Origin of the sequence: Protofrankia sp. CiP3 (assembly GCF_917627345.1) — a bacterium.
Taxonomy (GTDB): domain Bacteria; phylum Actinomycetota; class Actinomycetes; order Frankiales; family Frankiaceae; genus Protofrankia.
In genome coordinates, this window is the sequence record NZ_CAKJTM010000010.1 from 81,753 (window position 1) to 101,643 (window position 19,891).

A 19,891-nucleotide genomic window follows, 5' to 3' on the forward strand; every position below is an offset into this window, starting at 1 on the left:
CGACGGGCGTGCGGTCATGTTCCGCCGCACGCCCGGGGCCCCAGGGAGCCCAGTGGTCGCCGATCGTGAGTGTGGATGGATCTATGGGTAGTCGTGATTCGTGGCCGGTGGCCACGGACAAAGATCATGACCGCCGGGCGCTCCGGACGCACTGATCGTTTCTCGGCGTCCCCGCCGACCTTGGAATAACTGACGGCAGAAGCCCCCCGTCGCCGCCATTACTCGCAATGCCCGCCGGCGATGGGGGCAGCCAGACGGCAGAGAGAGAAGACACGTGCTCGACGTCAACTTCTTCGACGAGCTGCGCATCGGCCTCGCCACGGCGGACGACATCCGCCAGTGGTCACACGGTGAGGTCAAGAAGCCGGAGACAATCAACTACCGCACCCTGAAGCCGGAAAAGGACGGGCTTTTCTGCGAGAAGATCTTCGGCCCGACCCGGGACTGGGAGTGCTACTGCGGCAAGTACAAGCGCGTTCGCTTCAAGGGCATCATCTGTGAGCGCTGTGGTGTCGAGGTCACTCGCGCGAAGGTGCGCCGTGAGCGGATGGGCCACATCGAGCTGGCCGCGCCGGTCACCCACATCTGGTATTTCAAGGGTGTGCCGAGCCGGCTCGGCTATCTGCTCGACCTCGCGCCGAAAGACCTTGAAAAGGTCATTTATTTCGCCGCTTATATGATCACAAGTGTGGACGTCGAGGCGCGCCACCGCGACCTGCCCACCCTCGAGGCACGGATCTCCGTCGAGAAGCAGCATCTCGAGGACAAGAAGAACGCCGACGTCGAGACGCGGCAGAAGAAGCTTGAGGCGGATCTCGCGCAGCTGGAGGCCGAGGGGGCCAAGGGCGACGCCCGGCGCAAGGTCCGGGAGGCGGCTGAGCGCGAGATGCGCCAGATCCGTGACCGCGTCCAGCGGAAGATCGACGATCTGGGCCGGGTGTTCGACCGCTTCAAGGGCATGAAAGTTCAGGACCTTGAACCTGACGAGCTGCTCTACCGTGAGCTGCGGGACCGCTTCGGACAGTACTTCGAAGGCGGTATGGGAGCCGAGGCGCTACAGCGTCGGCTCGTTGACTTCGACCTGGCCGCGGAGGCCGAGTCACTGCGGGAGACCATCCGCAGCGGCAAGGGCCAGAAGAAGGCCCGGGCGCTGAAGCGTCTCAAGGTGGTCTCGGCGTTCCTGAACACCCGCAACTCCCCGAACGGGATGGTGCTCGACTGCGTTCCGGTCATCCCGCCGGACCTGCGCCCGATGGTGCAGCTCGACGGTGGCCGGTTCGCCACGTCCGACCTGAACGACCTCTACCGCCGGGTGATCAACCGTAACAACCGGCTCAAGCGGCTGCTCGACCTCGGCGCGCCTGAGATCATCGTCAACAACGAGAAGCGGATGCTGCAGGAGGCCGTCGACGCGCTGTTCGACAACGGTCGCCGCGGCCGGCCGGTCACCGGCCCGGGCAACCGCCCGCTCAAGTCGTTGTCGGACATGCTCAAGGGCAAGCAGGGGCGGTTCCGGCAGAACCTGCTCGGCAAGCGCGTCGACTACTCCGGGCGTTCCGTCATCGTCGTCGGCCCGCAGCTGAAGCTGCATCAGTGCGGTCTGCCCAAGCAGATGGCGCTCGAGCTGTTCAAGCCGTTCGTGATGAAGCGGCTGGTCGACCTCAACCACGCGCAGAACATCAAGTCCGCCAAGCGGATGGTGGAGCGTGCCCGTCCGGTGGTCTGGGACGTGCTGGAAGAGGTCATCACCGAGCACCCGGTGCTGCTCAACCGTGCGCCGACCCTGCACCGCCTCGGTATCCAGGCGTTCGAGCCACAGCTGGTCGAAGGCAAGGCCATCCAGATCCACCCGCTGGTCTGCACCGCCTTCAACGCGGACTTCGACGGTGACCAGATGGCCGTGCACCTGCCGCTGTCGGCGGAGGCGCAGGCCGAGGCGCGCATCCTGATGCTGTCGAGCAACAACATCCTGTCGCCGGCCTCCGGGCGTCCGCTGGCCATGCCGAGCCTCGACATGGTCACCGGGGTGTTCCACCTCAGCCGGATGGCCGAGGGCGGGGTCGGCGAGGGCAGGGCGTTCTCCAGCGTGGCCGAGGCTCAGATGGCCTTCGACGCGCGGGAGATCGAGCTGCAGGCGAAGATCAGGGTCCGGCTTCGCGACACCACCCCGCCGCGCGACTGGACGCCGCCAGCGGGCTGGGTCAGCGGTGAGCCGTTCACGCTGGAGACCACATTCGGTCGTTGCCTGCTCAACCAGGCGCTTCCGGAAGGCTATCCGTTCCTCAACTACATGATGAACAAGAAGGCCCAGGCCGCGATCGTCAACGACCTGGCCGAGCGCTATCCGAAGATCCAGGTGGCGGCGACGCTGGACGCCCTGAAGAGCGCCGGTTTCTACTGGGCCACCCGGTCCGGTGTGACCGTCGCCATCGAGGATGTCGTTGCGCCGCCGAACAAGAAGCAGATCCTCGACGAGTACGAGCAGCGGGCCGAGCGGGTACAGAAGCAGTTCGACCGGGGCTTCCTGTCCGATGATGAGCGCCGCGGCGAACTCGTGCAGATCTGGAACGAGGCGACGAGCAAGGTCGCCGAGGCGATGGAGGCCAACTTCCCGTTGACCAACCCGGTCGCTGTACTGGTCAACTCCGGAGCCGCCGGAAACATGATGCAGATCCGGCAGCTCGCCGGAATGCGCGGACTGGTCGCCAACCCGAAGGGTGAGATCATCCCGCGCCCGATCAAGGCCAACTTCCGTGAGGGCCTGAGCGTGGTGGAGTACTTCATCTCCACGCACGGCGCTCGTAAGGGCCTAGCCGACACGGCGCTGCGGACCGCTGACTCAGGGTATCTAACCCGGCGTCTGGTTGACGTCAGCCAGGATGTCATCGTCCGCGAGGACGACTGCGGCACCGAGCGTGGCATCGGCACCCGTATCGCCCGCAAGGGAGCGGACGGGGCGCTTGTCCGTGACCGTTACGCCGAGACCGCGGCCTACGCGCGGACACTCGCCTCCGACGCGGTGAACGCCGCCGGCGATGTTGTGGTGCCCGCCGGTACCGACCTCGGCGATGTGGTTATCGGCCAGATCATTGAAGCCGGTATCGAATCGGTGAAGGTGCGCTCCGCGCTCACCTGCGTCGCCCGGATGGGTGTGTGCGCACAGTGTTACGGCCGGTCGCTGGCAACCGGAAAGCTGGTGGACGTCGGTGAGGCCGTGGGTATCGTCGCGGCTCAGTCGATCGGTGAGCCGGGCACCCAGCTGACCATGCGTACCTTCCACAGCGGTGGTGTCGCCACCGGTGACGACATCACCCAGGGCCTACCGCGTGTGGTCGAGCTTTTCGAGGCCCGTTCTCCCAAGGGCAAGGCCCCGATCAGCGAGGTCGCCGGGCGGGTGCGCATCGAGGAGACCGAGAAGACCCTCAAGATTGTCATCGTGCCCGACGACGGTGGTGAGGAGATCGCCTACCCGGTGTCCCGTCGTTCGCGCCTGAAGGTCGAGGAAGGCCAGCACATCGCTGTTGGCCAGAAGATCGTCGACGGCGCGGTCGACCCGCACGAGGTACTGCGCATTCTCGGCCCGCGCCAGGTGCAGTTGCACCTGGTGGACCAGGTGCAGGAGGTTTATCGCTCGCAGGGCGTGTCAATCCACGACAAGCACATAGAGATCATCATCCGCCAGATGCTCAAGCGGGTGAACGTGCTGGAGTCGGGTGAGACCACCCTCCTGCCCGGTGAGCTGGTCGAGCGGGCGCGCTTCGAGGAGGAGAACCGCCGGGTGGTCGAGTCCGGTGGGCAGCCGGCATCGGCCCGTCCGGTTCTCATGGGCATCACCAAGGCGTCGCTCGCGACCGAGTCGTGGCTGTCGGCGGCCTCCTTCCAGGAGACGACGCGAGTGCTCACCGACGCCGCGATCAATGCCCGGTCGGACTCGCTGGTCGGCCTGAAGGAGAACGTCATCATCGGCAAGCTCATCCCGGCGGGTACCGGCATCTCCCGATACCGCAATATTCGGGTCGAGCCGACCGAGGAGGCGCGGGCGTCCATGTACTCGGTGGGCGGTAACTATGAGGACGGCGCGACCGTCGAGTACGGCGCGTTCGGTACCGGTAGCGGTCAAGCTGTGCCGTTGGATGATTTTGACTACCGCAGCACAGGGGGCGACTACCGATAGCCCGTCCCGCGGGAGAGCCCTGGGCCCCAGGCCACGCGAAAATGTTCACGATCGCGTGGCCTGGGCTTCCCGCCGGATCGACGCGAAGCCGGTCTGACAGTTCCAGGCCGCTCACCGTGCCGGGCCTGTCACCGGACACGCACGGCTGAGCATCCCCAGGAAACACGGCGCTGCCCGGATACCTCCAGGGAGGTATCCGGGCAGCGCCTTCGGTGTATCAGCGGTCCGTGCTGCATTCTGGACGCCGCTGGCGAACCAGGTCAGCCGATGGTCCGGGACATACCGTTGTTGTTCTCCCTCCTGGCTGTCTGCCGCAGCTGGCCCCGGGCCAGCTGCGCGTAGATTCCACCGGTTTGGACCAGCCGGTCATGCGGGCCGGCCTCCACCACGGTGCCCTTTTCCATCACGTAGATACGGTCCGCGGCGATGGTCATCGTCATTCGATGGGCTACGAGCAGGCAGCTGCGATCGGCGAGAAGACGTTCGAACGACACCCGAAGCATTTCCTCAGTCAGCGCGTCAAGGTTCGACGTAGCCTCGTCGAGGATTATCGTCCGTGGATCCTGGACCAGGACCCGAGCGATGGCCAGCCGTTGCCGTTCGCCACCCGAGATCTCGTATCCATCGCAGCCGACCGGGGTGTGGATCCCGTCCGGCAGGGAACGGACCAGAGTGACGAGACCAGTCGCCTCGAGCGCCGCCCAGAGCTCGTCCGCGGTCGCGGTGGGATTCCCGAAGCGGAGGTTCTCGGCAATGGTACGGCGTTGGATGAATGCTTCCTGGGAGACGAATCCGACCGCGGCTCGCGCCTGCTCGGCGGTGAGTTCAAGGATATCCCGCCCGCCTAGCAGCACCCGTCCGGAGGTGGGCGCCAGGAGCCCGCTTGCGAGGTAACAGAGCGTGGTCTTGCCCGCGCCGCTGAATCCGACGACGGCAACCGTCTCGCCCCTGCGCACGACGATGTCCACCGATCGGACCGCCCAGTCGGGCGCGGGTACGTCAGGCGCGTAAGAATAGGAGACGTTCGCCAGGACGAGATCACCGTGCACCGGCGGCCGGGAAACGCCGGCCGGATCTGAAACCGCTGGTTCGGCTCGCGACACGATTTCTTCCGGTGGCCGCGGGCGATCAACCGATGTCAGTGGTCTCACGTTACTGTGGTTCGCCACGCGAGGCCGCTCCAGCGGAATGTCGAGGAAGGCCAGAATGCGAATGAGGGAGGATTCGCCATCAAACAGCTGGGTGCGCAGGTCGGCAAAACCGGCGATTGCGCGAAAGGCCAGGAAGAGCACGCTGAGGAACGCCACGAACGTGCCGGTCGTCATTATCCGCTCCAGCGAGAGCCACGCTCCGAACCCGATCGCGGTCATGGTTGCCAGTACTGAGCTGGCCGCGGAGATGAACTGTAGCCGGGCGAATACCTGGACCCGGGTGCGGACTGCTGTCGCGATAGCCGCGTCCAGCCGTTCGAACTCCTCCTGACCGGCGCCCTGTGCGCGGAACGCACGCAGGTGCAGCGCGCCAGCCGCCCCAGCCAGCTCTATAACGTGATCGACCAGCCGGGTGTGTCGCTCGGCCTCCACCCGGCTGATTTCCCGGATGCGCGCACGAATCAGCCGCAGCAGGACGAGCGGAATCGCACCGATCGCGCCGACCGCGACCGCGAGCCGCCATTCCAGCAGAAAGGCGGTCACACCGGCGGCGAGGAGCTCGACTGCCATTGTCGCGATGGCGGGCAGGCAGACGGCGCCGGCGATCTGTACCTTGGCCGTATCAATGGTGAAGAGAGTGACAATATCCCCGTGCCGTGTCCGCATGAAGCGGGGAAACGGCAGGGCGACCGTGTGCTCGTGCAGGTCGCGGCGGATCTGGAAAGCAAGCCGTTCGCTGAGATAGCCGATCAGTATATGTTGCAGGGTGGCTACGAGGGCGCTGAGCACAAAAGCGCCGAGTATGAGGAAGACAGGGAGAAGTATTCCACGCGTCTGTAGCTGTAGCAGCCACTCGTCAATGAGGTCGCGGATTGCGAACGGCGCCACGGCCAGTGCCGCCGCGCCGAGCAGGGCGAGCCCGGCGTGTGCTATAGCGGCTTTGTTCTGGTCCCTGATGAAACGTTCGATTCGAACGGCGTCAGGATTGCCGGTAAGCCGGGCGAACAGGCGCCCGTACAGCCAGGAGACGATAGCGCATGTCTTCAGCAGAACTGCCGTCAGCGAGGTCCGCTGGTGGCTCGGTTGGCTGAGCCATTCGCTGGTCCCGGCGGACGGCTGGCGAGATGTTGTCATCTTGTGAGCCGTTTGCCTGATGTTTTGTTCGGGGCTTAGTCGTCGCTGCGCTGAATTTTCGCGCGGGTGCTGACGGGAGGATTGCCGCCGTGGTAGCCGGCCGCCTCGTCGTCGTCGTCGGCGTCGGCGTCGTCGTCGGTGTTGTCAGTGTCATCGGTGTTATCGGTGGCGGTGGCGGCCGCCTCGCGGTCGCCACCACCACCGATTTCTGTCACGGGTGCGCGCACCTCACCGGTACGGATGCTCAGCAGTTCCTGGCCGGTGGTGTCGCCGTTTGTCGGGGTACGGGTGACCAGCGATGCGAGGGCCGTCCCGGCAACAGCTTCAGCTGCGCTGAAAACGGAAATCTCCACGTCCTCGGATACCTCGATAATCAACCCGAAAGTGCTTGACGGGGTGATTTCTCGATTGTGGCCGAGATGCCGGAGAGAAGTAGGCATGATTCCTCCATCGTAGTCATCCGAACTGACGGTGACAAAATTGAAGTTATCGGGACGTGGATTAGTGGGCAAGGAGTCAACATCATGACTCGGCTCACACCGTTCTAGTGCCGGAATTAGTCTTGAAGGTGACACGTAGCCGGCGGCCTTGGCCTCGATATCGTTGGTGATTTGCTTGTCAGCACGACGGTTCAACCAATTTTCGCGGGCGCCGGAAAATGTGGCCACGGATTGTGACGCGCGCCGTCGCCAGCCGGCTGGGTGTCCACCGCATCAACCGCATTGACCGCATTCATCGTCGGCTGGACGTGCTTGGGTAGTGTCTCACTGGTGTCCGGGGGCGAGCGAGGCGGCGGAAGCCGGAAACGGGCGCTGTTCGTGCGGCGGCTGAGCGAAATCCTCGACATGGCGGAGCCCGAGGTTGTCGCGCGGCTGTGTCTCGACCGTCGCACCGGTGTCCGGGTCAACCAGCTGTCACCGCTGGGTGCCGCCGCGGTCCACCGAGCGATCACCGAGCTCGGACTCACCCTTGACCCGCTCGGCTGGTGTCCCGACGGCTACCTCCTCGGGGGCGAGAAGCGGGTCCTGTCGGCGTCGGAGCTCTTCGCCGGTGGTCATGCCTACATCCAGAACATCTCCAGCCTTGTGCCCGCGCTTGCCCTCGAGCCGGAACCGGGAGAGTCGATCATTGACCTGTGTGCGGCGCCCGGTGGGAAGACGGCGCATATCGCCGCGCTTGTCGGCAACGACGCGAGCCTGTGGGCGAACGACGGCATCAAGCCCCGACTGGACAAGCTGCGTGCGGTGACGCGGCAGTTCCATGTCCGGCTCACCGCCACCACCTGTCACCCCGCCCAGTACGCGGACAAGTTCGTCACCGGCCGGTTCGACCGGGTCCTGCTTGACGCCCAGTGCACCGGAGAGGGCCTGGTCGACCTGCGTGACCCCGCCGCGCTGCGGTACTGGAACGAGGAGCGGGTGACGAACTACGGCTGGCTGCAGCGCAAGATGCTGGTCGCGGCCTGCCGGCTGCTGCGTCCCGGCGGCATCCTGGTCTACTCGACCTGCACGTTCGGGCCGGAGGAGAACGAAGCTCCGCTGAGCTACCTGTTGCGCCACCATCCCGTTGAGGTGTGCCCGATCGAGCTCGACATCGACGGCTGGGCGCCGGGCGCGTGGCGGCCGGGCCTGCGCCGCTGGCGCTCGGAGGCGTTTGATCCGGCGCTCGCCGGGGCACGGCGGATCCTGCCGGGCGAGGAGTTCGAGGGTTTTTTCGTCTGCAAGCTGCGGAAGCTGCCAGACTGAGCCGACTGGACTGAGCTGAGTGGCCCGGGCGCGGCCGCGGCACGGTGACCCCGATTCGACATACCCGTTACCGGTTCTGTAGTCTCGGTTCCTGCGGCGCTGTGCGCTGCAGGTTTGACCTGTGTCTTGCGCCATCCAGTGGCGCCGTGGCCCGTCCTGCCGGGCCGGCGGCGACTTCGGACGGCCCGGCTCCACGTCAGGTGGGCGGGCGCACCTCCACGGCAGACCACTCGGGTTACCCGAGGGGTTTTCGAGAGTGAGCGACACGCCCGACCGCGTGGGTCGGACACAGCCGACATAACAGCAGGTACCGGCAGGACGGAAGAGGAACGGGAGCGGCGTTGCCGACGATCCAGCAGTTGGTCCGCAAGGGCCGGCAGGACAAGGTCGAGAAGACCAAGACCCCGGCACTCAAGGGGAGCCCGCAGCGTCGTGGCGTGTGCACCCGCGTCTACACGACCACGCCCAAGAAGCCCAATTCGGCGCTTCGCAAGGTCGCCCGTGTCCGGCTCCACAGCGGGATGGAGGTCACGGCCTACATCCCCGGGGTGGGGCACAACCTGCAGGAGCACTCGATCGTCTTGGTCCGTGGCGGCCGGGTGAAGGACCTTCCGGGCGTCCGTTACAAGATCGTACGCGGGACGCTGGACACCCAGGGCGTCCGCAACCGCAAGCAGGCGCGCAGCAAGTACGGAGCGAAGAAGGAGAAGGCCTGATGCCACGCAAGGGCCCGGCTCCCAAGCACGCCGTCGTCGTCGATCCGGTCTACGGCTCACCGCTGGTGACAGCGCTGGTCAACAAGGTTCTCCTGAGCGGCAAGAAGTCGCTGGCCGAGCGGATCGTCTACGGCGCGCTCGAGGGTGCCCGGGAGAAGACCGGTAATGACCCCGTGGTCACGCTCAAGCGTGCCCTCGACAACGTCAAGCCGACCCTGGAGGTGCGCAGCCGCCGGGTCGGTGGCGCGACCTACCAGGTGCCGGTCGAGGTGCGCTCGAGCCGGAGCATCACCCTCGCGCTTCGCTGGCTGGTGGGCTACGCCCGGCAGCGGCGCGAGAAGACCATGACCGAGCGCCTCATGAACGAGCTGATCGACGCGAGTAACGGTCTCGGCGCGAGCGTGAAGCGGCGCGAGGACACCCACAAGATGGCGGAGTCCAACAAGGCCTTCGCCCACTACCGCTGGTAACTGACATGTCTGCTGACGTACGTGCCGCGCTGGCTTCGACCCGCAACATCGGGATCATGGCCCACATTGACGCGGGCAAGACCACGACCACCGAGCGGATTCTTTTCTACACCGGCGTCAATTACAAGATCGGTGAAGTCCACGATGGCGGTGCCACCATGGACTGGATGGAGCAGGAGCAGGAGCGGGGGATCACGATCACCTCCGCCGCCACCACCTGTATGTGGCGTGACCACACCATCAACATCATCGATACCCCGGGGCACGTCGACTTCACGGTCGAGGTGGAACGCTCGCTGCGTGTCCTCGACGGCGCCGTCGCGGTCTTCGACGCCGTGGCCGGGGTCGAGCCGCAGAGCGAGACGGTCTGGCGCCAGGCTGACCGCTACAACGTCCCGCGGATCGCGTTCGTCAACAAGATGGACCGGGTCGGCGCCGAGTTCCACCGCTGCGTGGACATGATGGTTGACCGCCTCGCCGCGACACCGGCCGTCATCCAGCTCCCGTGGGGTGTCGAGGCCGACTTCAAGGGTGTCATCGACCTGGTTGCCATGAAGGGCCTGCTCTGGCACACCGAGGACAAGGGCGCCTCCTACGAGACCGTCGACATCCCGCGTGACCACGCCGAGGCCGCGCAGGAGTGGCGGGACAAGCTCGTCGAGACCATCGCCGAGAACGACGACAGCCTGATGGAGCTGTATCTCGAGGGCGAGGAGCCGAGCGAGGAGCAGCTGCGGGCGGCGCTGCGCCGGGCGACCCTGGTTGGCTCGGTGAATCCCGTCCTGTGCGGCTCGGCGTTCAAGAACAAGGGCGTGCAGCCGATGCTCGACGCCGTCGTGGACTACCTGCCGAGCCCGCTGGACATCGGTGTCACGATCGGCCACGCGATGGGCCGCGAGGAGAACGAGGTCTCGCGCCGGCCGGACGAGAACGAACCGTTCTCCGCGCTTGCCTTCAAGATCATGACTGATCCGTACGTCGGGAAGCTGACCTACATCCGGGTCTACTCGGGACGGCTCACCGCCGGCTCACCGGTGCTGAACTCGACCAAGGACCGCAAGGAGCGGATCGGTCGCATCCTGCAGATGCACGCCAACCACCGCGAGGACCGCGACGGTGTCGGCGCGGGCCAGATCGTCGCGGTGGTCGGCCTGAAGAACACGACCACCGGTGACACGCTCTGCGACCCGAACAGTCCGATCATCCTGGAGTCGATGACCTTCCCGGCCCCGGTCATCAGCGTCGCGATCGAGCCGAAGACCAAAGCCGACCAGCAGAAGCTGGGTACGGCCATCGGCCGCCTCGCCGAGGAGGACCCGACCTTCCAGGTCCGGACCGACGACGAGACCGGTCAGACGATCATTGCGGGCATGGGCGAGCTGCACCTGGACGTACTCGTCGACCGGATGCGCCGCGAGTTCGGTGTCACCGCCAACGTCGGCAAGCCGCAGGTCGCCTACCGCGAGACCATCCGCCGCAAGGTCGAGAAGGTCGACTACACGCACAAGAAGCAGACCGGTGGCTCGGGGCAGTATGCCCGGGTGATCATCGATCTCGAGCCTTCCGGCGGTGACGGCGGTGGTTACGAGTTCGCGAACAAGGTCACCGGTGGTCGCATCCCACGCGAGTACATCCCGTCTGTCGACGCTGGGTGCCAGGAGGCGATGGAGTTCGGTGTCCTCGCCGGCTACCCCCTCGTCGACGTGAAGGTCACTCTGACCGATGGTCAGTACCACGATGTCGACTCGTCCGAGCTCGCTTTCAAGATCGCCGGTTCGATGGCTTTCAAGGAGGCGGCCCGCAAGGCCGACCCGGTTCTGCTTGAGCCGATGATGGCGGTCGAGGTCACCACGCCCGAGGACTACATGGGTGATGTGATCGGCGACCTCAACTCACGGCGTGGGCAGATCCAGGCCATGGACGAGCGGGCCGGCGCGCGCATCGTCAAGGCGACCGTCCCGCTGTCGGAGATGTTCGGTTACGTCGGAGACCTGCGGTCGAAGACATCCGGCCGGGCTTCCTACTCGATGCAGTTCGACTCCTACGCCGAGGTCCCGGCGGGGGTTGCCAAGGAAATCATCGCGAAAGCACGCGGGGAGTGACGGGTGGCCGGGGCGGGGCCTAACCAGCGCCGCACCAGGCCCGACACGACCACGATCATCAGTACGGCACGACACCACCCGTCCTTGGAGGGACACCCGTGGCGAAGCAGAAGTTCGAGCGGAACAAGCCGCATGTCAACATCGGCACCATCGGTCACATCGACCACGGCAAGACCACGCTGACCGCGGCCATTACCAAGGTCCTGCACGACGCACACCCGGAGCTGAACCCCTTCACGCCGTTCGACCAGATCGACAAGGCGCCGGAGGAGAAGGCCCGCGGTATCACGATCTCGATCGCCCACGTCGAGTACCAGACCGACAACCGGCACTACGCCCACGTCGACTGCCCCGGTCACGCCGACTACATCAAGAACATGATCACGGGTGCTGCCCAGATGGACGGCGCGATCCTGGTCGTGTCGGCCACCGACGGCCCGATGCCGCAGACCAAGGAGCACGTGCTGCTCGCTCGCCAGGTCGGCGTGCCCTACATCGTCGTGGCGCTGAACAAGGCCGACATGGTCGACGACGAGGAGATCCTCGAGCTCGTCGAGCTCGAGGTGCGTGAGCTGCTGAGCTCGTACGAGTTCCCGGGCGACGACGTGCCGGTGGTCCGCGTCTCGGCGCTCAAGGCGCTTGAGGGCGACAAGGAGTGGGGCGCGAAGCTGCTGGAGCTCATGCAGGCTGTCGACGACTCCATCCCGGAGCCCGAGCGCGACATCGACAAGCCCTTCCTGATGCCGATCGAGGACGTCTTCACGATCACTGGCCGTGGCACCGTTGTCACCGGGCGAGTGGAGCGAGGTGTCGTCAAGGTCAGCGAGACCGTCGAGATCGTCGGTATCCGGCCGGACGTCACCACCACGACCGTCACCGGCGTCGAGATGTTCCGCAAGCTGCTCGACGAAGGGCGGGCCGGTGACAACGTCGGCCTGCTCCTGCGTGGGGTGAAGCGCGAGGACGTCGAGCGTGGCCAGGTCGTCGTCAAGCCGAAGTCGATCACGCCGCACACCAACTTCGAGGCGCAGGTCTACATCCTCAGCAAGGACGAGGGTGGTCGCCACACGCCGTTCTTCAACAACTACCGTCCGCAGTTCTACTTCCGGACCACGGACGTGACCGGTGTCGTGACCCTTCCTGAGGGCACCGAAATGGTCATGCCGGGCGACAACACCGAGATGACGGTCGAGCTCATCCAGCCGATCGCCATGGAGGATGGCCTGCGGTTCGCCATCCGTGAGGGTGGCCGGACCGTCGGCGCCGGTCGCGTCACCAAGATCCTCAAGTAGTCGCCGCGAGCGGCGGGCCGCGGGCTCTGCGAGGCCTTTCCGCCCGCCGCTCGCGCGGTGCACAGACTTGTCAACAAGCGGTACATCCGGCGGCAGCTCCGGCCAGGAACGGACCCTGCAGGGCCAGCGAGCCGGACGAGACAGACAGGACAGGCGAAGCCCACCATGGCGGCACAGAAGATCCGCATCCGGCTCAAGGCCTACGACCACGAGATCATCGATAGTTCGGCGCGAAAGATCGTCGAGACGGTGACGCGGACTGGTGCGCAGGTCGCGGGACCGGTGCCGCTGCCGACGGAGAAGAACGTCTACTGCGTGATCCGGTCGCCGCACAAGTACAAGGACAGCCGCGAGCACTTTGAGATGCGCACGCACAAGCGGCTGATCGACATTCTTGACCCGACGCCGAAGACGGTCGACTCGCTGATGCGCCTCGACCTGCCAGCGGGTGTCGACATCGAGATCAAGCTTTAAAGGGGCCGGCGCAGTCATGCTCAATCGCAACTACAGGGGCCTGCTGGGCACCAAGCTCGGGATGACCCAGGTATGGGACGCCAACAACCGCATCGTCCCGGTCACGGTGATCAAGGCCGGTCCGAACGTGGTGACGCAGATCAGGACTCCCGATTCGGACGGCTATTCGGCGGTCCAGCTCGGTTACGGTGAAGTCGACCCCCGTCGGGTGACCCAGCCGCTGCGCGGTCACTTCGCGCGCGCCGGGGTGCCTCCCCGGCGCCATCTGGTCGAGCTGCGCACGGCGGACGCCGCCAGGTACCGGCCCGGCCAGGAACTGACCGGATCGATCTTCGCCGCGGGTGCGGTGGTGGACGTAACGGGAACATCCAAGGGCAAGGGCTTCGCCGGTGTGATGAAGCGGCACGGCTTCAAGGGCCTCGGTGCCGGCCACGGAGTCGAGCGCAAGCACCGTTCGCCGGGCTCGGTCGGCGGCTGCGCCACTCCCGGCCGGGTCTTCAAGGGCCTGCGCATGGCTGGGCGGATGGGGCATGAGCGCGTCACCGTTGCGGGCCTGACCGTCCACGCGGTCGACACCGAACGTGGTTTTTTGTTGATCAAAGGTGCGGTGCCCGGCCCTGACGGGGGCTTGGTGCTCGTCCGCAGCGCGGCGAAACGTCCCGCACCCGCTGACTTCGAGCCCGCTGACTTTGGGCCCGCCGCCGAGACGCCTGTCACGAGCGGCGACGCTGTGACGTCCAGTGAGGAGGTATCGGCATGAGCGCAGCGACGACGTCAGCGCGCGCCCGGTCGCGGACTTCCGCGGCTGCCGCCGCCGTGCCCGAGACCCGCACGATCGTTGTCCACGCTCCCGCCGGTGGTGAGGTCGGCAGCGCACAGCTGCCCGGGGCGGTGTTCGACGTCGCGCTGAACGTCCCGCTCATCCACCAGGTGGTGGTGGCGCAGCTCGCCGCGGCGCGCCAGGGCACCCACTCCACGCTGACCCGCGGCGAGGTCCGCGGTGGTGGGCGTAAGCCCTACCGGCAGAAGGGCACCGGCCGGGCCCGGCAGGGCTCGCTGCGGGCCCCGCAGTTCACCGGCGGTGGCATCGTTCACGGCCCCAAGCCCCGCTCCTACGACCAGCGGACACCCAAGAAGATGAAGGCTGCCGCGCTGCGTGGGGCCCTGTCCGACCGGGCGCGCAACAACCGGATCCACGTGGTGTCGTCGCTGGTTGCCGGTGCGACCCCGTCGACAAAGGCCGCGCTCACGGCGCTCCGGACGATCGCCGATACCCGCCGGGTGCTGGTGGTGGCGGCCCGGGACGACGAGCTCACCTGGAAGAGCCTGCGCAACGTCCCCGCTGTGCACCTGCTCGATCCCGGCCAGCTCAACACCTACGACGTGCTTGTCAGCGACGATGTGGTGTTCACCGAGGGCGCTCTGACCGCCTTCCTGGCCCGGTCACAGGTGCTGGCGGCACAGGAGCCCGGGTCCTCCGTCCCGGCCGGCGATGCGGAACCGCTGGGCACCCAGGAGCCGCGGGCCCGGTCCGACGATGGCGCGGAAGCCGAGGAGGAAGCCAAGTGATCGCCGATCCGCGTGATGTGATCATCAAGCCGGTCGTCTCCGAGAAGAGCTACGGCCTGTTGGACGAGAACGTCTACACGTTCATCGTCCGCCCGGGCGCGAACAAGACCGAGATCAAGATTGCGGTCCAGCAGATTTTCAACGTCCGGGTGCTGCGGGTGAACACCATCAACCGCTCGGGTAAGCGCAAGCGCACCAAGGCCGGTTGGGGTCAGCGCAAGTCCACCAAGCGGGCCATGGTCAGTCTGGCTCCCGGGGACACCATCGAGATCTTCGGAGGCCCTGGTGCATGAGAGGACTTTCGGTCTGATCGCGTTCGGCTCGCTGACCACCACGCCGGGATCCAGCGGGATACCTGGCAAGGCCGCAGGCGGCGCCGGGTGGCCAGCGGCCACACCAGCCGCCGAGAACGCCGCCAGGTGCCCGCTGGGCCCGGCGCGCTGTAGCTCGGACACGGGTAGGTAAACAATGGGTATTCGCAGGTACAAGCCGACCACACCGGGTCGCCGTGGTTCGAGCGTGGCCGACTTCGTCGAGATCACTCGTGACCACCCGGAGAAGTCACTGGTCCGCCCGCTGCACTCCAAGGGCGGTCGAAACGTCCACGGGCGCATCACCACACGGCACCAGGGCGGCGGGCACAAGCGTGCCTACCGTCTGATCGATTTCAAGCGGGACAAGGACGGTGTGCCGGCCAAGGTCGCGCACATCGAGTATGACCCGAACCGGACCGCGCGGATCGCTCTGCTGCACTACGCCGACGGCGAGAAGCGCTACATCCTCGCCCCGGTGAAACTCAAACAGGGTGACACGGTCAGTTCAGGCACGACCGCCGACATCAAGCCCGGTAATGCCCTGCCGCTGCGCAACATCCCGACCGGCACGGTGGTGCACGCCATCGAGCTGCGTCCCGGCGGTGGTGCGAAGATCGCGCGTAGCGCCGGCGCGAGCGTGCAGCTGGTGGCCAAGGATGGTCCCTTCGCCCAGCTCCGGATGCCCTCCGGTGAGATTCGCAACGTCGACGTCCGCTGCCGGGCCACGGTCGGTGAGGTGGGCAACGCCGAACAGAACAACATCAACTGGGGCAAGGCTGGCCGGATGCGCTGGAAGGGGCGTCGGCCCACCGTCCGCGGTGTGGCGATGAACCCGGTTGACCACCCGCATGGTGGTGGCGAGGGCAAGACCTCCGGTGGCCGGCATCCGGTGAACCCGAAGGGCCGTCCCGAGGGTCGTACCCGCGCTACCCGTAAGTCGAGCGACGCGCTGATCGTCCGCCGTCGGAAGCAGAACAGGCGGCGGTGATCATGATTGTTCGCACCCGGTGCCAATCGACACACGACCATCGGTTCTGAGCAGGAAGGAGGAGACACGCCATGCCACGTAGCCTGAAGAAAGGCCCGTTCGTCGACGACCACCTGCTCAAGAAGGTGGACGTACAGAACGCCAAGGGCACGAAGAACGTCATCAAGACCTGGTCGCGGCGCTCGACGGTGATCCCGGACATGCTGGGGCACACCATCGCCGTCCACGACGGCCGCAAGCACGTCCCGGTGTTCATCACCGAGGGGATGGTCGGTCACAAGCTCGGTGAGTTCGCGCCGACCCGGACCTTCCGCGGCCACGTCAAGGAAGACCGGAGGTCACGCCGTGGCTGATGACCTCGTTGACGGGCTCACCCGGTCCGGCCTGGACGGAGCGAAGGCCTCAGCCCGCTACGTACGGGTATCGCCGACCAAGGCACGTCGGGTCGTCGACCTGATCCGTGGTCGCTCCGCTCGCGAAGCCCTTGACATCCTCCGCTTCGCCCCGCAGGCGGCCAGCGAGGACGTCTACAAGGTGGTCGCGAGCGCCGTGGCGAACGCCGAGCACAACCACGGCCTCGACCCGGTCACCCTCTGGGTGGGTGAGGCCTATGTCGACGAGGGCCCGACCCTCAAGCGCATCCGCCCGCGGGCGCAGGGGCGTGCCTACCGGATCCGGAAGCGGACCAGCCACATCACGGTCGTGGTGGAAAGCCGGAAGCCGGTTTCGGTGACCCGCGGCGCGCCAACCGGCGCATCGCAGACTGCAAGGAGGGCCCGGTAGTGGGGCAGAAGGTCAACCCGCACGGGTTCCGGCTCGGAATCACTTCGGAGTTCACTTCCCGCTGGTACGCCGACAAGCAGTACAAGGCGTACGTCGGCGAGGACGTGAAGATCCGTAAGATGATGTCCCGGGGTATGGAGCGTGCGGGAATCAGCCGGGTCGACATCGAGCGGACCCAGGGCCGGCTGCGGGTGGACATCCACACCGCTCGTCCCGGGATCGTCATCGGGCGTCGTGGCGCCGAGGCCGACCGCATCCGTGGCGACCTTGAGAAGCTGACCGGCAAGCAGGTCCAGCTCAACATCCTCGAGGTGAAGAACCCCGAGGTCGACGCCCAGCTCGTCGCGCAGGGCGTGGCGGAGCAGCTGTCCAGCCGGGTCAGCTTCCGGCGGGCGATGCGCAAGGCCATGCAGTCCGCGATGAAGGGCGGCGCAAAGGGCATCCGGGTGCAGTGTTCCGGGCGCCTCGGCGGTGCCGAGATGAGTCGCTCGGAGTTCTATCGCGAAGGCCGGGTGCCTCTGCACACGCTGCGGGCCGACATCGACTACGGGTTCTACGAGGCCCGGACCACCTTCGGCCGGATCGGTGTGAAGGTCTGGATCTACAAGGGCGACGTCGTGCAGAGCCGCGCGGAGCGGGAGGCGCAGGAGGCACTCCAGCGCCAGCACCGCCGGGAACGCCCGCGCCGTGGGCCACGGTCGGGTTCGTCGGGTACCACCACCGGTGGCACCGACGCCGGGCGTGCCGCCGCGCGGCAGGGTGAGCGGCGTGGCCGTGGCGGTGGCGGCGCTGGCGGTGGAGGTGGAGGTGGCGGCGGTAACGCTGGTAACGCTGGTAGCGGTGGTGACGCGACGGCTGCGGTTGGCGCTGACACCGCTCCCGCGCCGGCCGTGACGGCTCCGGCAGCTGAGGCGGCTGCCCCCGCGGCGCCGGTTTCAGCTCCGGTTCCGGCTCCGCTCGACGCCGCCGCGCCCGCTGCTGGGACGGCCCAGGAGACGGAGGGCTAGGACAATGCTGATTCCCCGTAAGGTCGCGCACCGCAAGCAGCACCATCCCGGTCGTGGCGGCGCGGCCAAGGGCGGCACCAAAATCGCGTTCGGTGAGTTCGGCATCCAGGCGCTGGAGTCCGCCTATGTGACGAACCGGCAGATCGAGTCGGCGCGTATCGCGATGACGCGCCACATCCGCCGTGGTGGCAAGGTCTGGATCAACATCTACCCGGACCGGCCGCTGACCAAGAAGCCGGCCGAGACCCGGATGGGTTCGGGCAAGGGCTCGCCAGAGTGGTGGATCGCCAACGTCAAGCCCGGGCGCATGATGTTCGAACTCTCGGGGGTGTCTGAGCCGGTCGCGCGGGAGGCGATGCGGCGTGCCATCCACAAGCTCCCGATGAAGTGCCGGTTCGTGACCCGCGAGGGAGGCGCGTGATGGCGACCGCGACCGCCGACGAGCTACGGACCCTGTCTGGGCAGGACCTGGTGGACAAGCTGCGCGAGGCCAAGGAGGAGCTCTTCAACCTCCGTTTTCAGGCGGCTACCGGCCAGCTTTCCAACAATCGCCGCCTGCGGGATGTCCGGCGTGACATCGCGCGTATCTACACGGTGCTCCGGGAGCGTGAACTCGGCCTCGCCGATGATCCGAACCTGGTCGGGACTGAAGTGCCCGGAGCGGTTGGCGGCGTTGAGCCGTTGCAGACAACGGCGGCGATACAGGTGGAACGGGCGTGAATGGGATGACAACGGACGGCACCCCGGCGACAGGAAACCCGCCGGTCACCGCGCGGGCGGCGACCGCTGGCCGCGGCTTCCGCAAGGTCCGCGAAGGCCTTGTGATCAGCGACAAGATGGCCAAGACAGTGGTGGTCGCGGTAGAGGACCGGGTTCAGCACCCGCTCTATGGCAAGACCATCAGGCGTACCAAGAAAGTCAAGGCACACGACGAGAACAGTACGACCGGCGTCGGTGACCGGGTCCTGCTGATGGAGACCCGCCCGCTGTCGGCGACCAAGCGCTGGCGTGTGGTCGAGGTTCTGGAGAAGGCCAAGTAGATCGACCAGCTGATTGTGTTCTACGGGCCGACGGCGGCGTGATCGTGGTTTTTCGCGCCGCCGGAGGACTCGGAAAGGTCTAGCGAGCCGGCCGCCGGCAGGCGGGCGCCGACGCAGTTCGGGAGCGGGAAGTGATCCAGCAGGAGTCGCGGCTTCGGGTCGCCGACAACACGGGTGCCAGGGAACTGCTGTGCATTCGGGTACTCGGTGGTTCGGGGCGTCGTTATGCCGGTATCGGCGACATCATCGTCGGGACCGTGAAGGACGCCCTGCCCGGGGCTGGCGTCAAGCGTGGTGACGTGGTCAAGGCGGTCGTCGTACGCACCACCAAGGAGCGCCGGCGTCCCGACGGCTCCTATATCCGGTTCGACGAGAACGCCGCCGTGCTCATCCGGGACGGTGGCGACCCCCGGGGTACACGCATCTTCGGACCGGTTGGTCGTGAGTTGCGTGACAAGAAGTTCATGAAGATTATTTCGCTGGCGCCGGAGGTGCTGTGACCGTGGCCAGAATGAAGATCAGAAAAGGCGACACGGTCCAGATCGTGACGGGTAAGGACCGTGGGCTCAAGGGGAAGGTCATCAGGGCTTTCCCCGCTGAGGACAAGGTGGTTGTCGAGGGCGCGAACAGGGTCGTCCGACACACCCGGGTGAACACCTCCGCTCGGGGCTCGCAGTCCGGCGGCATCGTCACCCAGGAAGCGCCCATCCACGTCAGCAACGTCATGATTGTCGATCCGTCCGACGGCCGTCCGACCAGGATCGGCTACCGCATCAACGATGACGGCACGAAGGTGCGGATCTCCCGTCGCACCGGCACCGAGCTGTAGATATGGCTAACGTAATCGCATCGATCGCGGACGGTGCCCGCACGGCGCCCGGCGGCGTTCTCGTCGGCTTGCGTGCCCTCCGGGCACGCGGCGCCTCCTGCGG

21 protein-coding genes are annotated in these 19,891 nt (G+C 66.5%); 19 read left to right on the plus strand and 2 right to left on the minus strand.

What is annotated here, in order from left to right; all coding sequences use genetic code 11:
- The first annotated feature begins 274 nt into the window (after positions 1-274).
- Positions 275-4,174 (plus strand): DNA-directed RNA polymerase subunit beta', encoded by a 3,900-nt coding sequence (locus MJ797_RS06150; protein ID WP_239332699.1) that lies wholly within the window; start codon positions 275-277, stop codon positions 4,172-4,174.
- Positions 4,175-4,434: 260 nt separating this feature from the next.
- On the opposite strand, the gene MJ797_RS06155 is transcribed toward MJ797_RS06150, so the two are convergent.
- Both MJ797_RS06155 and MJ797_RS06160 read right to left on the minus strand, forming a co-directional pair.
- Positions 4,435-6,459 (minus strand): ABC transporter ATP-binding protein, encoded by a 2,025-nt coding sequence (locus MJ797_RS06155; protein WP_239332701.1) that lies wholly within the window; start codon positions 6,457-6,459, stop codon positions 4,435-4,437.
- 35 nt (positions 6,460-6,494) lie between these two features.
- Positions 6,495-7,127, minus strand: a complete 633-nt coding sequence (locus MJ797_RS06160) for a hypothetical protein (RefSeq protein ID WP_239332703.1) — start codon at positions 7,125-7,127, stop codon at positions 6,495-6,497.
- A 102-nt stretch (positions 7,128-7,229) separates the two neighbouring features.
- On the opposite strand from MJ797_RS06160, the gene MJ797_RS06165 reads away from it, so the two are divergent.
- The 18 genes from MJ797_RS06165 (at position 7,230) to rplX (ending at position 19,788) form a co-directional block, all read left to right on the plus strand.
- Positions 7,230-8,204 carry an RsmB/NOP family class I SAM-dependent RNA methyltransferase gene (locus MJ797_RS06165; RefSeq protein ID WP_239332705.1) on the plus strand — a complete coding sequence of 325 codons (975 nt, stop codon included), beginning with the start codon at positions 7,230-7,232 and terminating at the stop codon, positions 8,202-8,204.
- A 341-nt stretch (positions 8,205-8,545) separates the two neighbouring features.
- The gene (gene rpsL, locus MJ797_RS06170; protein ID WP_131748563.1) at positions 8,546-8,920 is read left to right on the plus strand and encodes a 30S ribosomal protein S12; all 375 of its coding nucleotides are present in this window, start codon (positions 8,546-8,548) and stop codon (positions 8,918-8,920) included.
- Positions 8,920-9,390, plus strand: coding sequence for a 30S ribosomal protein S7 (rpsG, locus tag MJ797_RS06175; RefSeq protein ID WP_239332707.1), 471 nt, complete (start codon positions 8,920-8,922; stop codon positions 9,388-9,390). The genes rpsL and rpsG overlap by 1 nt, the downstream gene beginning before the upstream one ends.
- Before the next feature lie 5 nt (positions 9,391-9,395).
- Positions 9,396-11,492 (plus strand): elongation factor G, encoded by a 2,097-nt coding sequence (fusA, locus tag MJ797_RS06180; RefSeq protein WP_239332709.1) that lies wholly within the window; start codon positions 9,396-9,398, stop codon positions 11,490-11,492.
- Positions 11,493-11,590: 98 nt separating this feature from the next.
- Positions 11,591-12,784, plus strand: coding sequence for an elongation factor Tu (gene tuf, locus MJ797_RS06185; RefSeq protein ID WP_239332711.1), 1,194 nt, complete (start codon positions 11,591-11,593; stop codon positions 12,782-12,784).
- Positions 12,785-12,949: 165 nt separating this feature from the next.
- Positions 12,950-13,258 carry a 30S ribosomal protein S10 gene (gene rpsJ / locus MJ797_RS06190; protein ID WP_013875113.1) on the plus strand — a complete coding sequence of 103 codons (309 nt, stop codon included), beginning with the start codon at positions 12,950-12,952 and terminating at the stop codon, positions 13,256-13,258.
- Between the two features lie 16 nt (positions 13,259-13,274).
- A complete protein-coding gene (rplC, locus tag MJ797_RS06195) occupies positions 13,275-14,018 on the plus strand; it encodes a 50S ribosomal protein L3 (RefSeq protein WP_239332713.1) in 744 nt (247 codons plus the stop codon).
- A complete protein-coding gene (rplD, locus tag MJ797_RS06200) occupies positions 14,015-14,827 on the plus strand; it encodes a 50S ribosomal protein L4 (RefSeq protein WP_239332715.1) in 813 nt (270 codons plus the stop codon). The genes rplC and rplD overlap by 4 nt, the downstream gene beginning before the upstream one ends.
- The gene (gene rplW, locus MJ797_RS06205; protein WP_239310547.1) at positions 14,824-15,120 is read left to right on the plus strand and encodes a 50S ribosomal protein L23; all 297 of its coding nucleotides are present in this window, start codon (positions 14,824-14,826) and stop codon (positions 15,118-15,120) included. Before rplD ends, rplW begins: the two co-directional genes overlap by 4 nt.
- Positions 15,121-15,295: 175 nt before the next feature.
- The gene (rplB, locus tag MJ797_RS06210) at positions 15,296-16,129 is read left to right on the plus strand and encodes a 50S ribosomal protein L2 (RefSeq protein WP_239332717.1); all 834 of its coding nucleotides are present in this window, start codon (positions 15,296-15,298) and stop codon (positions 16,127-16,129) included.
- Positions 16,130-16,200: 71 nt separating this feature from the next.
- Positions 16,201-16,482, plus strand: a complete 282-nt coding sequence (rpsS, locus tag MJ797_RS06215) for a 30S ribosomal protein S19 (protein WP_239310550.1) — start codon at positions 16,201-16,203, stop codon at positions 16,480-16,482.
- Entirely contained in the window at positions 16,475-16,912 is a 438-nt protein-coding gene (gene rplV, locus MJ797_RS06220; RefSeq protein ID WP_239332719.1) for a 50S ribosomal protein L22, read from the plus strand. The genes rpsS and rplV overlap by 8 nt, the downstream gene beginning before the upstream one ends.
- Positions 16,912-17,919 carry a 30S ribosomal protein S3 gene (gene rpsC / locus MJ797_RS06225; RefSeq protein WP_239332721.1) on the plus strand — a complete coding sequence of 336 codons (1,008 nt, stop codon included), beginning with the start codon at positions 16,912-16,914 and terminating at the stop codon, positions 17,917-17,919. The genes rplV and rpsC overlap by 1 nt, the downstream gene beginning before the upstream one ends.
- A gap of 4 nt (positions 17,920-17,923) precedes the next feature.
- Positions 17,924-18,340, plus strand: coding sequence for a 50S ribosomal protein L16 (gene rplP, locus MJ797_RS06230; protein WP_239310553.1), 417 nt, complete (start codon positions 17,924-17,926; stop codon positions 18,338-18,340).
- Positions 18,340-18,639 carry a 50S ribosomal protein L29 gene (gene rpmC / locus MJ797_RS06235; RefSeq protein ID WP_239332723.1) on the plus strand — a complete coding sequence of 100 codons (300 nt, stop codon included), beginning with the start codon at positions 18,340-18,342 and terminating at the stop codon, positions 18,637-18,639. Before rplP ends, rpmC begins: the two co-directional genes overlap by 1 nt.
- 5 nt (positions 18,640-18,644) lie before the next feature.
- Positions 18,645-18,959, plus strand: a complete 315-nt coding sequence (gene rpsQ, locus MJ797_RS06240; protein WP_239332725.1) for a 30S ribosomal protein S17 — start codon at positions 18,645-18,647, stop codon at positions 18,957-18,959.
- Positions 18,960-19,090: 131 nt separating this feature from the next.
- Entirely contained in the window at positions 19,091-19,459 is a 369-nt protein-coding gene (rplN, locus tag MJ797_RS06245) for a 50S ribosomal protein L14 (protein ID WP_131748536.1), read from the plus strand.
- 11 nt (positions 19,460-19,470) lie between these two features.
- The gene (gene rplX, locus MJ797_RS06250) at positions 19,471-19,788 is read left to right on the plus strand and encodes a 50S ribosomal protein L24 (protein ID WP_239310564.1); all 318 of its coding nucleotides are present in this window, start codon (positions 19,471-19,473) and stop codon (positions 19,786-19,788) included.
- Positions 19,789-19,891 lie beyond the last annotated feature (103 nt).